The sequence below is a fragment of the Psychroflexus salis genome (assembly GCF_014640175.1).
Lineage (GTDB): Bacteria > Bacteroidota > Bacteroidia > Flavobacteriales > Flavobacteriaceae > Psychroflexus > Psychroflexus salis.
Genome location: NZ_BMGL01000014.1, coordinates 69,838 through 86,072, shown reverse-complemented (window position 1 = coordinate 86,072; position 16,235 = coordinate 69,838). Strand labels below are relative to the sequence as shown.

10 protein-coding genes are annotated in these 16,235 nt (G+C 35.0%); 1 reads left to right on the top strand and 9 read right to left on the bottom strand.

Features of this window, described 5'->3' with window-relative positions; translation table 11 throughout:
* Positions 1-631 (top strand): type I restriction endonuclease subunit R, EcoR124 family (locus IEV63_RS11895; protein ID WP_444544430.1); only part of this gene is annotated, 631 nt, incomplete at its 5' end.
* Positions 632-823: 192 nt separating this feature from the next.
* Here the strand turns inward: IEV63_RS11895 and IEV63_RS11890 are convergent.
* From IEV63_RS11890 to IEV63_RS11850, 9 genes are all read right to left on the bottom strand, one after another.
* A complete protein-coding gene (locus tag IEV63_RS11890; RefSeq protein ID WP_188407034.1) occupies positions 824-1,072 on the bottom strand; it encodes a GIY-YIG nuclease family protein in 249 nt (82 codons plus the stop codon).
* A 340-nt stretch (positions 1,073-1,412) separates the two neighbouring features.
* Complete coding sequence (locus IEV63_RS11885) at positions 1,413-2,927, bottom strand: sugar porter family MFS transporter (protein ID WP_188407033.1); 1,515 nt, start codon at positions 2,925-2,927, stop codon at positions 1,413-1,415.
* 26 nt (positions 2,928-2,953) lie between these two features.
* Positions 2,954-4,444: a glycoside hydrolase family 30 protein gene (locus IEV63_RS11880; RefSeq protein WP_188407032.1), complete on the bottom strand. Its 1,491-nt coding sequence runs from the start codon at positions 4,442-4,444 to the stop codon at positions 2,954-2,956.
* A gap of 226 nt (positions 4,445-4,670) precedes the next feature.
* Positions 4,671-5,531, bottom strand: coding sequence for a glycoside hydrolase family 16 protein (locus IEV63_RS11875; RefSeq protein WP_188407031.1), 861 nt, complete (start codon positions 5,529-5,531; stop codon positions 4,671-4,673).
* Between the two features lie 42 nt (positions 5,532-5,573).
* Positions 5,574-6,272 (bottom strand): hypothetical protein, encoded by a 699-nt coding sequence (locus IEV63_RS11870; RefSeq protein WP_229737249.1) that lies wholly within the window; start codon positions 6,270-6,272, stop codon positions 5,574-5,576.
* Positions 6,269-9,535: a carbohydrate-binding protein gene (locus tag IEV63_RS11865; RefSeq protein WP_188407030.1), complete on the bottom strand. Its 3,267-nt coding sequence runs from the start codon at positions 9,533-9,535 to the stop codon at positions 6,269-6,271. Before IEV63_RS11865 ends, IEV63_RS11870 begins: the two co-directional genes overlap by 4 nt.
* Before the next feature lie 151 nt (positions 9,536-9,686).
* The gene (locus IEV63_RS13025; protein WP_229737248.1) at positions 9,687-11,285 is read right to left on the bottom strand and encodes a PKD domain-containing protein; all 1,599 of its coding nucleotides are present in this window, start codon (positions 11,283-11,285) and stop codon (positions 9,687-9,689) included.
* A 70-nt stretch (positions 11,286-11,355) separates the two neighbouring features.
* The gene (locus IEV63_RS11855; protein ID WP_188407029.1) at positions 11,356-13,131 is read right to left on the bottom strand and encodes a RagB/SusD family nutrient uptake outer membrane protein; all 1,776 of its coding nucleotides are present in this window, start codon (positions 13,129-13,131) and stop codon (positions 11,356-11,358) included.
* A gap of 11 nt (positions 13,132-13,142) precedes the next feature.
* Positions 13,143-16,211: a SusC/RagA family TonB-linked outer membrane protein gene (locus IEV63_RS11850; RefSeq protein WP_229737247.1), complete on the bottom strand. Its 3,069-nt coding sequence runs from the start codon at positions 16,209-16,211 to the stop codon at positions 13,143-13,145.
* Between the last annotated feature and the right edge of the window lie 24 nt (positions 16,212-16,235).

The window sequence follows — 16,235 nt, the reverse complement described above, 5'->3', positions numbered from 1 at the left end:
TGCCTTAAGTACATTTTCAGATTTCGATTTTGAAGATTTGGAAATGGATGAGCAAACTTTTGAAGATTACAAGAGTAAATACCTTGATTTATACGAAAAAACCAAAGAACAATCTGAAGTTGAAAAAGCATCCATTTTAAATGATATTGACTTCGAAATTGAGTTAATGCATAAAGATGAAGTAAATGTAGCTTACATTTTAAATCTTTTAGATCAAATCAATGATAATGATGATACTGAAGAGCAACAAAAGAAACGACAACAAGTTTCAGATTTGTTATCGGGTGATATCGACTTGCGAAGCAAAAAAGAACTCATAGAAAAATTCATTGACGAACAACTAGTAGGCAATAAAGTGGCTAGTGTTCAAGATGCTTTTGATGCGTATTGGAGTAAAGAACAGCGAAAAGCTTTTTTTCAGTTATGTGAAGAAGAAAATCTCAAACAAACTAAGGTAGAAAAAATAATAGAAGAAAAACTATTTGCTGATGAAGTTCCAGCATTACGTGAAAAAGTCCGCAAAGCCATGAAAGAAAAACAATCTATTTTAGTTCGTAAAAAAAGCATTCCTAGAATAATAGACAAAATCAACAACTTCATCAATACTTTTATTGAAGGTATGGCAGCCTAGTGATTTTATTTTTAATAAAAATAGAACAAGTAAAAATCTAAAACTCTAACTTTTTGGTAGTTTTAAAAAACACAATTTGTGTCACAAATGTGTTACAAACATAAATAAAAAAAGAGCTTCATTACTGTAACTATTTGATTATCAGGTTATTTTGATATCGTCTGTTTAGAGTATCAAAAATTCGAATCTGCGCTATCCAGCTATCAGTTTTTCGATATACTTTCTTGACTTTTTAGCTTTGATTTCTCTTTCGCGTGCGTAAGCTTCATTTTTTGAATCAAATACTTCAACATACACAACTACCCAATCATTAGCTTTGCTAGTAAAACCTTTGTGGTTGGTGTTGTGTTTTTTTAGACGTTCTTCTATCAATATGTTAGTGTACCCAACATGGTATTTGTCTAATAGTTTTGAATATAATATGTATGTATAACAGTTCATAAACTAAGAAATCCTTAGTAAAGCTAAGACTTTTTTTTGTGATCGCGACAGCGCCTGTTCTGAGTATCGGAAATTTGAACCTTTGACCGTCCCGACTTTTGGTCGGGATGCTCTATCCAACATGATATTTGTTTACTATTTTTGAATATAATATTTATAACAGTTCATTATATAAAACAAAAAAGTCTCACAGAGGTGAGACTTTTAGTGACCCAAAACACCGATACTTCTAACTTAGTAAATGATATTAAGCAAGTTATGTTGTTCAATATGTGATTTTGAAAAATAGGGATTAAAAAAATATTCCCAAACATAAAAAATTGAACACTTAAGCATTAAATTAATTTGTAATCAATAATTCCTCTACTTCTTCCAAGGATTTCCCTTTGGTTTCGACAATATATTTGATTACAAACCATAATGACAACATTCCCATACCAGCATAAATGCCAAAAGTTAATGTAGGTCCTATATTGGTAAGCTCCCAAGGAAAAAACTGAGTAACCGAATAACTCACTAATGAATTAAAAAATCCAACCACAGAAATGGCAACCCCTTTTACATTACTTGGAAATATTTCTGACAATAACGTCCACATTACAGGACCCAACGAAATAGCAAAAGCAGCAACATATAAAAGTATTGCGATGAGTACGAGAGTTGCATTGATGGCAATGAATTTTTTCACCTCGTTTCGTTTAAAATCAAGCAATTGATCTTCATTTAATATAGGCGTCAATTCGTCAAACAACAGCGTTTGAGAAGTGAAGGTCATGCCCTCTAGAGAGACTAAAGAAGTCTTCATTTTTTCGTTGTCTAATTTCTGCAAGTTTGCAGAGCTTAATTCATAGGTCGCATTGTTAAAAGCTAAAGTAACCATAAAAAGAGCAATACTCATAGCTGCTGTACCTATAATCAGCAAAGGTTTTCTACCCATACGATCAATAAGTCGAATGGCTACAATAGTAAATACCAAATTGGTTAATCCAACGACAATCGCTTGTAAAAAAGAAGCATCTGTACCACCACCTGCTTGTTCAAAAATGGTTGGAGCATAATAAAAAATGGCATTAATTCCTGTGATTTGTTGAAAAAAAGCAATTCCAAAAGCAATAATCATGATGTTTCGAAGACGTTTAGTAAACAAATCAGACAACTTTGCATTAGGTTCTTTTTTGGCTATGCCTTTTAAAATGCTATCAATGGTCGTAACGGCATAATCTGGACCTCCAATTTTAATCAGCGTTTGTTCTGCAACGGATACCAAATTCAATTTTTGAATAATCCATCGTGGGCTTCTTGGAATCGAAAAAAGAGCTAAAAAATAAATAAATGCAGGAATGGTTTCCACACCAAGCATCCAACGCCAACTCTCGCCTGCTATATCTTTTAAAAAATAATTAGAAAAATAGGCGACCGAAATACCTAAAACAATATTCAATTGATTTAAGGACACTAAACTACCTCTTAATTTAGGAGGTGCTATTTCGGCAATATAGATAGGAGCAATTAAGATTGCTCCGCCTATCCCAATTCCTCCGATAATTCTTGCCAAAATAAATGGAATATATGCTGTAGCTAAAGCAGACCATAAAGCCGAAATGGTAAAGAGAACGGCAGTAGCAATGAGCATTTTTTTTCTTCCAAAGCGATCACTTAGTGGCCCTGCCGATATATTACCTGCCATTGCGCCAAAAATTACACAGCCTACAGAAAAACCAAGCTCCCAGTCGGTCATCTCAAAATAATCATTTATGCCGCCCACAGCTCCAGAAATTACCGCACTATCAAAGCCCAATAAAAAGCCACCTAAAGCAACTATAAAACTGATGTAAACAGTATATGATTTTTTCATTTTTAATAACTTATTATATTTCTAATTTAATAAACTATGGTTTGCATTGCTCTCGGCTGGATTTGTAGTTGCGTTTCAATTTGTCCAACAACTAATTTATAGACCACTTTTTTATTAGTAGGATTCATTACAACGGTAACCATATTTCCATTTTTATTTTTAAAGCTCGTACTTTCGATTGTACTTCTACTCGTTGTTGTACTAACTCGCAACGCGCCAGGTTGTATAAATTTAGAAAAATGACCGATGTAGTAATAGGTTGGTGTGTATATCAATTGCCCTTTTTTTGTATCAGCATGAATAGGAGCAAAGCAAAAATTTTCAACATGATTCGGTCCTCCGCGTTCATCGAGTAAAATGTTCCAATCTGTCCAGCCCACCACCCCGCTATTAAAGTCGTTTATTATAGAATTACCATAGCGCTCTGCATTTGGCCAATAAAACATTTTTTCTATGTCAAAGCCTTCCTGGCAACCCTCGGTAAACAACATGTTTTTGGAAGGAAAAGATTCGTTGATGTTTTTTAAATTGTCGTATTTAGGTAGGCCACCCGTCCAGGTTTCATACCAGTGAAAACCGATTCCCCATGCATATTTTGAAGCATCAGGGTCTTCAAAAATGGTGTTGGCTCTATCTGACATCAAATCTCTGTTATGATCCCATACCACTATGTTTTTATCGCCCATACCTGCTCTTTCAAGTGTTGGTCCTAAATAATTTTTCAAAAAATCACGTTCTTCTTCAGAAGTATAAATACATGACTCCCATCGTTGTACAGCCATGGGTTCATTTTGAATGGTCAATCCCCAAACAGGAATTCCTTCGGCTTCGTAGGCGTTGATAAATTTGACATAATAATTTGCCCAAGCCTGACGATATTCAGGAAGTAACTTTCCTCCTTGAAGCATATTATTATTTGTTTTCATAAAAGCCGGCGGACTCCAAGGACTGGCGTAAAACACTAAATCTTCACCAATTAAATCCATAGCTTGTTTGATAAATGGAATTCGTTTTTCTTTATCTTTTTCAATTGAAAAGGTTTTCAAATCGGCATCTCCTTCTTCAATATACGTATGGCTTCCTAAACCAAAATCGCTACTATGTATACTGGTTCGTATGATGTTATATCCTATTCCATCTTTTCCGTATAAGGATTGAAGTAATTGATTTTGTGTAGCTTCATCTAAGGTTACAAACACTTCAGAAGAAGCATCGGTAATTGCACCACCAATGCCTAAAAATTCTTGAAAGGTTTTTTCTGGATTAACGAAAACTGCAACATCTGTTTCTAAGGCTTGCACCTTATCCACAAAGCTTTGCTCTGCTGTTTTAGTTAACCTTAAGTCTGTATCCATAGCGGTAGTATATACTACTAGCGTTTTGTCTCTATCATTTTCAGTAGTTTCAACTGGATTAATATCAGTTGATTCTGTTTCGTTAACTTTTGATTTTTTACATGAAAGTAGAAAAACTAAAAGTGCAACTAGCATGAAGTTTCTGCGTTGTAGAATGTTCATAAATGGAAGTATTTAAATTTGGGTATAGTAAAATTATAATCGCTAATAAATGGTAAAATGTATTTCATGTTTTATGTTTATATATAGATGAAATAGTGTAAAATGTTCTAAACATCAATATTTATAGACGCCGATTATGCTATTTTAAAATTGCATATGCTCAAAATATTTTCCTCTAAAATTTTAATTTAGCCTTGAAAAAATGAGCTTTTAGGTGCTATTCTGTTTATTTTCGGTATTCATGTTTTACCCAATCTACTTCCATAACCCATTTGTTACTTTCCATTGGATTATCGGTGATTTTGGCAAAATTTAAAATGGCAAACATGGGTTCTGGATACGCATCACCTTGACCAGGATTGCGGTAAATTTCTTCTCCATCTACCCGATATACAAGGTCGCTATTTTCCCATTCAACTGAATATTCATGGTATTCTGTTAAAGTGACGGGGAAATCTTTTCGCAATGTCCACCAATCTCCTTTGTCACATTCTCCTAAACTTTTTATAGCACCAGTTGTAAAACGATCTTTGTGATGGTCACCATGGTGTTCAAAAATGTCAATTTCACCTGAGCCTGTTATGGGCCAGCATATATTTTCATCTTCTTCCTGAACAGGTGGTTCGTTGTTTTTTGATCCTAAAAGCCACCAAGCTGGAAACATACTAGGCTCGCCACTGCTAGAAAGTTTAAGCCTTGCTGTCCATTTGCCTTTTACAAATTCTTTTTTGTTTTTTGAAGCTATTCGCCCAGCTACATATTTGGTGTCCAGATGCTGTTTTCCAAATTTATCCAGATTATCGCATGGATAGACTGTGTCCAATTTAACTACTTTCAGTTTTAACGTTCCATCGCTTACTTCCCTTGTGCCAAATTCTCCATTCGGGACATAGCAATGGGTTTCGTTATTTACCCAAATGCGTTGATCTTGCCAATTTTGTAGATTAAATGTATCGAATTCATCTAAAAAATCTACTTCCCAAACAGTTGACTCGTTAAGGGTATTGGTTGCATCTTTTTTATCTTCTGATTTACATGAAATTAGGCTAATTGCTAAAAATGTAAAGCAATAGTATATTCTTCTCATAATTTTGAGATTTAATGGTTTGGTTGATTTAATCTGATTTTTTTAATTTACAGTAAATTGAAAAACTTGTGAAGTGGATGTATTTCCAGCTTCATCGGTTGTTATTATACGCCAATAATACACCAATCCAGAGGATACAGATACTTCTAATGTGGTGTTGCTCGCTGTGCCAACTTCTGAAGCAGGAGGATTTACGGTATCAAAAAGTATGGTATAGGATGATATATCATTATCTACATCGGATGCTTGCCATTCCAACGAAATTGTGCCTTGATTTACACTTGAACCTGACTGTGGATAAACGGCTGTTGCTGGAAATGGAGCATGATTCTCTACCGGAATACCTGCGTTATAAAAACTCCATACTTCACTTTCGGCACTTATATTTCCACTAGAAGCAAGTGATGTTACAGACCAAGAAAAAGGTGTTCCTCTTGGTATACGTAATGCAAATTCAGTTGCCAATGTACTTATATTTCTTGACGTACCTTCATTTAAATTATTTACTTTCAATACATAAGAATTAGTATTAGCTGCTACTTGCCATTGAAATAAAACTTCTGTTTCTGTTTCGGAGACAATTGTGCCTTCATTGCAAACCGTATTGTTTTCAGGAAAAATAAGCGTTGCTGCTGAAGGTGGTTCTATATTGTTTCCTACAGCATCATCATCATTACTACAAGATAAAATGATAATGTTGCTAATGAAGCATATTGAAATTATTTTGATGAATTTTTTCATTGCTTTACAATTTTAAAATTATATGTTTTCTGTTTTGTAATTACTTTTAAGACAAAAATGCCGTTTGACAAACTGGACAAGTTAAGGTTCAATTGATTATCCTTAGTGTTATAACTCTTGCTAAAAATCAATTTTCCTGTCAGATCATAAATTTCAACGGGTAAACTTTCAAGGTCTTTTGTGTTAGGTATAACAAACAAGGTATTTTGAAACGGATTTGGATATACCGAAGGGGCTATATCGTAAACAAAAGTTTTTTTGAAAATTCCTTGGCAGTCGGTATCTGTTTTTACACTTAACTCGTTTATACCTTCTGTAAGTTGCAATTCAATTTCATTTTGTTCTGTAATAAAGGTTTCATTATTCAAGGTAATATAGTAAAGCGATGCACCACTCAAGGATATGTTTATTTTGGATTCTGCTGAATTAGTTGGCCGCCCTGAAGTTACAATCAATTCATCAGGTTGGTTGACAACTAGCGTGAAGCATTGTTCATAGTCAGGTTGATTGCTAATGGTGATGCAAAGGGTATAAGTTCCTGCCGATAAATTTTCAAAATTTAGTTCAGTAGTGAAGTTTTCAGTTATCGAAGTATCTTCTCCACTGAGCACTGCGGTATAATCAAAATTTTCTAGTGCAGTTAAAGAAATCCGACCATTATCTTCAGTACGACATCTTTCACTTGAAACAACTATGGCATAATTATCTGCTGGTACATTAAAAATCTCACAACCATTTACATCAACTATTGCATTTTCTGGTGTATTGGGACAATCATCTAAATAATCAGGGACTCCATCACCATCGCTGTCTGGAAAATCAAATTCAAACCAATTGAAATTAAAACCTCCAGCAAGAACTTTCATTCTTAATTTATGCGGACCTTCTTCAATAAACAGATTATCTGAAACTGTTTCCCAGGTTTGCCATCCATTGGTTATTGGCGTGTCGATTACAACTAACTCTGTTTCCACATCATTTTCATCTACCGTGTATAAACCGATTTGTCCTTCGCTAAATAATGAAGCAACTCTAAATTTAATACCGTATAAGCCTGTTTCCGGAACAAAGATGGAATAATCGGCGTAATCGCCAAGATCGGTGAAGCCAAAGTTTTGTCCACCGCCTTCATCAGTGGTGTCTTCTAAATTCATGCCTATCATGTAATCGTAGTCTTCAACTTCAATTAAAGTCGGGATTACAAATCGGTTAGGACTAACATTGTTGATGAATAAATCTGTAAATGTGTTTAATGTTTTATTCGATTCAGATTGGACGGAGTTACCTGAATAACTGGCTAAAATTTCATCTCCTGTAATTAAAAAACCTTCAACTGTGAGCACAACTGTTCTGTCTTTTGTAGGATGAGCTTCAACAGCAGTTACAGTTCTATCTTCACCATTTACATTTACTGAAAACTGATCTAAAGATCCGTTTAATGACGTTGCTAGAACAGATTCGCTGATAGCAATTTCTACAGATTGTTCGTCTTCACCGGTTTTACCATTCAGAGCATTTAATGCAAGCGCATCAATATTACCCGTTAACTCAAATTCAATACTACTGAGATTGACGGGCGTATCATTATTGATGTGAAGTTTTAAGCTATGTTCACCTTGTGGTAATATTATATCATCAATTTCATAGGTTATAAATTGTGTCCAGCCTCCAGTCGCAGTTACTACTTGAGTTGTAGTGATTTCTTCATCATTTAAGGAAAGAAAGAATTCACCTCCGGATTGTTCAGTCGCCAATCTAACTTTTGCTTTATAAACAGCAGTTTGGTCAATATCTACGGTGTACTTCATCCATTCACCTTGATTGACAAAGCCAACATGGAAACCATTACTATTAACACTATCGTCATTTCTTTCGATATCGACACCGTCATTTCGGTAAGACCAGCCACTGTTCCATGCAGTAAAACTACCGTTTGAAAGATGATAAGTGGCATTCACAGTATCGTAGTAAGCATGGTTTAATTTCCCTAAATCGTAATCAGAAAAATAAATAAGTCCAGGAATTACAGAAGGACTTCCATGATAGGGGATAGTTTCGTCTGTTTGCACTTGTCGGATTAAGGCGTCAGGTACATCTTTTCTATGCTTGCTATTTTCAACTAATAGGTTATCCGCTAGTTGCATCATGGCATCAAAAGCTTCAGTTGGCGTGGGTTGAGGGCCATTACCCTGCCAGTAATCAAGAATAGCTTGATACCCAGGGTTAATGTCTATTGCATAAGGGCTGTTTACATTCCCAATTTTACGAAATGACCACCAGGCCCAGCCAATGTTATTGTCTTCAAAAAGCCTTACGGCGTCGGTGTACCATGTATTAGAGTTTTCACCAGATTCACCCATCCAAAGCGGTACATTGTGTGTATCTCTTAAAGGGGTAATCCAATCTACATCATTCTCATTATTGAAACTCCAATATTTGTGGAAACTATACACTAGATTATCATCCCACGGTGGTGTTAAGCCCGTATGATCGTTGGCATAGGAATTTCCTTCAATATAAAGAATATGGTTATCTCCCACACCTCTGATGCCTTCAGTAATATCTTCATATATTTCTCTTAACAGTGCATTTTGAGGACCTAAATCCCAATGGGTTTCATTGATAAGGTCGTAGCCACCAATCCACTCGTTGTCTTTATATCTGTCTGCAATTCTCGTCCAAAGCGCAACGAGTTTATCTCTGTTTTCTTGGCTTTCCCATAAGGAAGGTTTATCCGGGTTATAATCGTTTATTTCTGAACCAGCACCTTGTCCACCTGGAGTTGCATGCATATCTAATATGACATAAATATCATGAGGAGCAGCCCATTCAAGTACATCATCAATTAGTTCAAAACCGGTTTCTATCCATGTGTTTTCTCCAGGAATAGGTTCGTCTTCTATAGGAAGCGTAAACAGGTTGTAATGCATAGGAATACGAATACTATTGAAACCCCATGCTGCTAAAGAATCTACATCGCGTTGTGTAAAATGATTTTCTCTCCATTTAGCAAAAAAAGTTTCAGTATTGGCTTCTCCCATCAATTCGATTAACTTTTCTTTGATTTCATGCTGTGCACCAGCAAAGCCTGATGTTTGCATCATATAGCCTTCCATGATTTGCCAACCACCAGGACCATATCCTCTTAATAATACGGGGTCTCCGTTTGCATTTACAATTTCTGTTCCTTGGGCTACAAGACCTTGACTCCAGGATGTAATTGGCATAGCAAGAATTGCAAGTAGTACTATAATTTTTTTCATTTTACTTTTTTTATAAGTTGAATTCTTATCAACATTTTAAATGTGGTCTTTCTGAAATTTTTACTGGCCTTAAGATGACCAGTAAAACAGTTTAGTAGCTAACTAACACAAATAATAATCATTTAATTATCTTAATTGATATGTTGTTCTATCAATTGGTCTTTACGAATGAAACATTATCAATTATGACACCACCTTCACCAAAAGTAAAACCACCACTTCGTATCACCACGTAGTAGGTGCCGGCATCGAGTGAAATAGTGCCATCTACACCAGTACAACCCGTTGCAGCCATGGACCCGGAATAGGTCACTGTATTGCCACAATCCCAGGAATTTACATTTAAAACTCTGGTAGCACCCTGGTTTTCATTATAATCAACTCCGGCTGTTGGTGCGTCTGTTCCCACCCAAACTTCAAACCAAAGTTCATTTATTCCGTTCGTGGTTATAAACATGTCCAAAGCATAATCTCCGGCTTCATCAATAGATACCGCCTGGTTTATGCCAACATGTGCTTCATTACCCCAGGAACCAGATGGTATATCTGTTATTTCATCAAATACTGCCACACCATTCGCAATCGTTACAACGCCGTTTCCGGACCCATTATGTTGAATAATATTCCATGCTGAATCGTCATCAAAATCTCCATTTACAATAAGGTTTGGCGCAAAAGTTACATTTCTGGTAGATTCAGTTGAACCATCGCTATTTGTAGCGATTAGGGTTACCGGATAAACACCTTCACTGGCATAAGTATAACTTGGGTTTTCTTCAGTTGAAGTACCGAGACCATCACCAAAATCCCATGAATAGCTATCTGCATTAGTTGATGTATTTGTAAAATCTACGGTAAGATCTGTAACACTATAGGTGAAATCGGCAGTTGGTAGAAATAATGGAGGTGTATATTCAACACCAGGTACTAGTGGAGTCATAGAAGCATTATCTAAAGACAAGCCAGAACCATAATCAGCTCCACCGCCTCGTATAACCAAATAAACAGTGCCTGTAAAATCAAACTCTACTAGACCATTACCTTCACCAACACAGCTAATTTCTGTGAGAGAATTGTCAAAAGCTTCATTACCACATCCAGCCCAGGTGTTTAGTCCTAAACGCATTCCGCCATCAGTATAATCTTGACCTGGTATAGGTGTTTCTGCACCTATATATACTTCATACCATGAGTCTGTAAGTCCATCGCCTGATACTTCCATATCTATTTGATAAGGTACATTAGCTTCTACATGCACGGGTTGATAGATGCCGACATGACCACCTGCACCACCAGTCCAAACTGCTTTGTCACCAGTAAAGTTGACATCAAGGCCATCTGAAATGGGTAAGATAGTCCACTCATCACTTCCATTAAATTCTCCATTTAATAACACATTTGGTCCTTCAAAATCTTGATTAATAACAATAGTTTGTATGCTTTCTGCTGAACCTCCTCTGGTAAATACTTTAAATCTTACATTATAGTCTCCTGCTTTAAGGAAGACTTTGCTTGTTTGGTATCCTTCAGCAGATGAGTTATTACCAAAATCCCAGTGCGTGTACCAATTATTGTTGCTCTCAGTAGCACTAAAATTGACAATATTTGGATTATTAGGGTCTATAGAAAAAGTAAATGTAGCATCTTCTGCTGTAGGCGCAGGAAAAATCATATCGTCATCATTACAACCTGATATAAGCATGAAAATACCGATTAAAAGGGAGTGTTTTATAATTTTTTTCGTTTTCATTATTTCATTTTTAAAAAATTAGTTTTTAATAACTACTTAATTATTGTATAGCTATAAAAATCAATTAAAACTAGTAGCCAGGGTTTTCAATAAGTTTATCATTATTATTTCTTCGGTCTTGGCCTATTGGCATGTAATAATGTCTTTCGAAGAAATTCATTGGATTTTCCTCAGCATCAAAAGTTTCATATATAAAAGTTTCTTCTCCTGATGGAGTGATTACTCTCAAAGTTCTAACACCTTCTACTTGAATACTTAATGCTTCCTCTGCTATTCGCCATCTTCTTACATCCCAATATCTGTGGTCTTCAAAGGCAAGCTCTAGTTTTCGTTCATTACGAATTCTATCTCTTAATTCATTACCAGAAAATGGCTCTAACCTTAAGTTTTGAGTTAATCCAGCTCTTTCTCTAACTGGTTGGATATAATCTCTAGCTAAGCCTTCATTTCCGAGTTCAATAGCAGCTTCGGCAGCATTAAGATAAATTTCACCTAATCTAAAAATAATACAATCTTGACCAGAATAATATTGAGGAATAAATAAAGGGTTTGAACCGTCCTCAAGATACTTTCTAACATAAAATCCTGTTTTTGTTGCATCAGGATGAACACCTAAACCGTCTTTACCAATACCTGTACCATTCCCTGTGTCTATGTTGCCATCTCTTTCTGTGCCATACCAAATTTCTACTGGTGCCCCTTGAAACACATCGTTATTTGTTATAATGGTTGCTTTTAGTCTAGGGTCTCTATTTTCCCATGGGTTTGTCTCATCATAACCAGAACCTGGCTCGCTAGGTAATAAACCAGAGCTTAAAACTTCATAACTATCAACAAACTGTTTTGTGGGAGACATGCTAGAACCCCAATCTAATCTATAGCTGTATGGAACATTTCGTAAATCATAAGAATGTCCTTTTTCAAAGGGTATCCAAATTTTCTTAAAGATAGTTTCATCATCAGATTCATCTAAAAACAGTCTCGTATAATTTTCTGTAGGGTCTGGATACTGAATGAATAACGAATGTCCTGATTCTAAAATGATTGTTTGTGATGCATTTAAGGAAATTTGGTAATAAGTTTGAGCTTCTGATGAAGGTAATCCTACTAAGCCGTCTAATTGTAAACTTCCATATTTTGCAATACTAGCGGCATATAGAGCAGCTCTAGATTCTAAGGATTTAGCAGCCCATTTAGTAGCTCTACCTTCTTGTGATGGCCAGTTATCTGGCAATATCTCAAATGCTGTTTGTACATCTGCTAAAATTTGGTCGTACACTTCTTTTTCTGTATTTCTAGGTGGAAACAATTCCTCTTGTGGAGTTATATCTGGATTTTGAGCTTCCAAAATAATAGGAACACCACCGTATCGTTTTACCATTTCAAAATAGCAGAATGCTCTTAAATAGTACATTTCACCTAATCGGTTATTACGTTCTTCTTCGGTCAACACATTATTTGGAGCTTTTTCTATATTTTCAATAGAATAATTGATTTTCCATAAATTGAAATACCCCCACCAATCTAAAGGCCATGAATTATTGGATGTTCCCCAATTTCCAGGTCTAAATGAATTTGTTGCGGGCGTCCAAGAATAAGTGCTCCTAGCTATATCGCTTAAAGCATCACGGTGAGCCCCACCACCAGCTCCACCGCCAAAATCTTTAAGATAATCCCAAGGCATATTTTCATAAATTTGAAAAAAGTAAGTATCCATTAATGCCTTATCATTCCAAACATCTGACTCTGTAATACGGTCTAGAGGTGGCTCATTTAAAAAATCATCATCTGTACATCCTATAAAGATAAAGATTAAAAGCAAAGTTGATAAATAATAAGATTTCATAAAACTATGATTTAAAATGTTAAATTAACTCCGAAAGTAAATGACTTGTTTTGTGGGTAATACCACCCCACAGATGATGTGTTCTGTGGATCAAAATCTTCATCATATTTTTTAAAAACGTGTAAATTTGTACCGGTCCAGAATACAGTCAAATCGTTTACACCAAGTTTCTCTGCTACACTAGGAACACTATAGCTAAGATTAACGTTTCTAATTCTCAAGTGACTTCCATCCCGCATCCAAAAATCAGAATATCTATTATTATTTGGGTTAGCACCACCATTGGTTATTCTTGGATAAGCAGCATCAATATTTTGTGGAGTCCAATAATCTAATTGATAATTATATCCATTAAATCCATTTACTAAAGGACTTTGAGCTTCGCCATCAATATAAATGTCATATCCAGCTGCTCCAGTAAGCAAGACTGATAACGACCATCTTTTGTATTCTACACCTAAATTTAATGAATAATTAATAGCGGGTTTATCACCATCTCCAAACACCTTTTGATCACGTACATCTATAATTCCATCGCCATTTAAATCACGATATCTAACGTCTCCAGGTTGGATGCTAGCATTTCCATTTTCATCTTGAATAGCCCACTGATCAATTTCTTCTTGCGACTGAAAGAGTCCTTGAGAAATATATCCTCTTCTTAAATTGGTAAAACCACCTGTAATGGTAAGGTTTTGTCTCATAAATGGATCTTCTTGAAGATTCTCATCTATGAAAACAGCTTTTTCTCTAGATCTTGAAAAATTCAAAAGGCCGCTAAGCTTAAGATTATCATTTACTTTTTTATTGTAATTAATTGAAAATTCAAATCCTTCGTTTGAGAATTCATATAAGTTTTCTGCTGCTAAAGAAACTCCTAATGTACTAGGAACACTTCTAGATGCAAAAGCCAATACATTTTCTCTCTTTCTAAAAAAATAATCGAATGAAAATTGAAGATCACCGTTTAATAAACGAGTATCTAAACCAACATTATAAGTAGTATTGGTTTCCCAAGTAATATCTCTATTAGCTAATGCGGTATTATCTATGGTAGGAATAGTACCATCACCTATTACGTAAAAGAAACTGTAGTTAAACCCACTAAGCCATTGGTAAGCAGCAGTATTGTCATTTCCAGCTGTTCCAACAGAAGCACGTATTTTTAACTCAGGTAAATGATCTTTAATAGGTTCGAAAAAGGTTTCTTCAGAGATTCTCCAACCCGCAGAAACTGATGGAAAAAACCCCCATTCATTCCCAGGTGCAAATCTTGAAGAACCATCGTATCTAAAAGAAGATTCTAGAAAATATTTTGATTTAAAATCGTAACTAAAACGACCTACATAACCCAATCTATTCTCTCTAAATTCGCCCCCTTCAGCAACTTGATTTTGTAAAGAACCTGCATATAGTTGATCTATAGCGCTAGATTGAAAATCTTGTCGCCTTCCTGAGAAATTTTCTCCTTGTATTTTTTGAATTTCAGCAAGTAATAAACCAGAAACACTATGATTACCAAATTTTCTATCATAGTTTATTGATGGTCTTAAAACATAATGATTACTATAATTAGTTGAAAGTTGAAGAATTGTTTCACTAAATGCTCCCTCAGGAAGAGCTGTAAAAGAATCATATTCTCCCGTCTGGCGATTTAAAGTAAATAATTCGTAACCTTTTCCCCAATCCTTATCAAAAGAAGTATCGTATACCAAAGAACCATAAGCTTTGAGACTTAAACCTTGAACTTGATTAATATCCCATTGTAAAGTTAGTTTTGCATCAATATTATTATTTGTGGAGCGATAATATCCAGCATTAAAATTTCTTAAACCTTCTTGAATGTGGTTAGGGCTAAAGCTTGGTCTTACTGGTGTACCATCTGGATAGTAAGCCAAATCTACAGGTAGTGCACGACTTAACTCTCTAAATATATCAAATGCAGAATAAGCTGGAGCTTCTCGCTCTCCTCTTCTTGCAGCAAGATTAAGAGTAAGGTTTAAGTTGTCTGTTACGTCTGCATTAAGGTTTCCTCTTAAATTAAATTGTTGGAAATTTAGTACATCAGCACTATAATTTGAACCTTGTTCTAGATAGCCTCCAGACACAAAATATTTTACATTTTCTGTACCACCAGATAAATTAATATTGTGTCTTTGTTGAAAACCCCAATCTTCTAAGACTAGATCTTTCCAATCTGTATTGGGATAATTAATTGGATCTTCACCAGATCTAAATAAATCGATTTCAGTTTCAGTATAAAAAGGATTTTGATTTGCATTCCTTAAACCTTCATTTAATACTTCTGCGTATTGTGCTGATGTGAAAAAATCAGGATAAGAAGTAAAAGTTGAATATGTAAATTGATTACTGTAAGTAAATTTGGGTTTCCCAACATCCCCTTTTCTTGTAGTAATTAAAACTACACCATTTCCACCTTGTACCCCGTAAACAGAAGCAGCTGCAGCATCTTTTAAAATAGAAATATCTTCAATTTCATTTGGGTCTAACTGATTTAAATCGCCAGGAGCACCATCTACAATTACTAAAGCATTTCCAAAATTTCTAATCTCGAATGATGAAGCGCTAAAACCAGGCTCACCAGATGTTTGTCTAACAAATAAACCAGAAGCCAGGCCTTCTAGAGCATTACTCACCTGGGGAACTGGTAATTTCTTTAAGGTCTCATCATCTATTGTAGATACAGAAGATATTAATTTTGTTTTAGATTTTTTACCATATCCTACTACTACAACTTCATCTAAAGCATCAACATTATCTAATAATGTTATAGTTAACTCTTTTTGTTCTTGGGTAATTGTTACTTCTTGAGTTTTCAAACCCAAGTATTTAAATACCAATATGCTTCCTATTTCTGCTTCAATATTAAAAAAACCGTCATAGTCAGTTTCAGTTCCCTTTGTTGTATCTTTAATTAAAACATTAACGCCAGGAATGGGTATATTTTCTTTATTTACTACTTTACCAGAAACAGAAACCTGAGCCATTAAAGCACCTACACTTAAAAAGAATAATGTTGTAAAAAACAAAAACTTTTCATGCTGTTTTATGTAATTCATACAGTATTTTATCATTGTTTATTG

Coding starts and splice junctions, on each gene's coding strand:
- IEV63_RS11890 (WP_188407034.1), bottom strand. CDS start 1,072: ATGAACTGTTATACATACATATTATATTCAAAACTATTAGACAAATAC.
- IEV63_RS11885 (WP_188407033.1), bottom strand. CDS start 2,927: ATGAAAAAATCATATACTGTTTACATCAGTTTTATAGTTGCTTTAGGT.
- IEV63_RS11880 (WP_188407032.1), bottom strand. CDS start 4,444: ATGAACATTCTACAACGCAGAAACTTCATGCTAGTTGCACTTTTAGTT.
- IEV63_RS11875 (WP_188407031.1), bottom strand. CDS start 5,531: ATGAGAAGAATATACTATTGCTTTACATTTTTAGCAATTAGCCTAATT.
- IEV63_RS11870 (WP_229737249.1), bottom strand. CDS start 6,272: ATGAAAAAATTCATCAAAATAATTTCAATATGCTTCATTAGCAACATT.
- IEV63_RS11865 (WP_188407030.1), bottom strand. CDS start 9,535: ATGAAAAAAATTATAGTACTACTTGCAATTCTTGCTATGCCAATTACA.
- IEV63_RS13025 (WP_229737248.1), bottom strand. CDS start 11,285: ATGAAAACGAAAAAAATTATAAAACACTCCCTTTTAATCGGTATTTTC.
- IEV63_RS11855 (WP_188407029.1), bottom strand. CDS start 13,131: ATGAAATCTTATTATTTATCAACTTTGCTTTTAATCTTTATCTTTATA.
- IEV63_RS11850 (WP_229737247.1), bottom strand. CDS start 16,211: ATGAATTACATAAAACAGCATGAAAAGTTTTTGTTTTTTACAACATTA.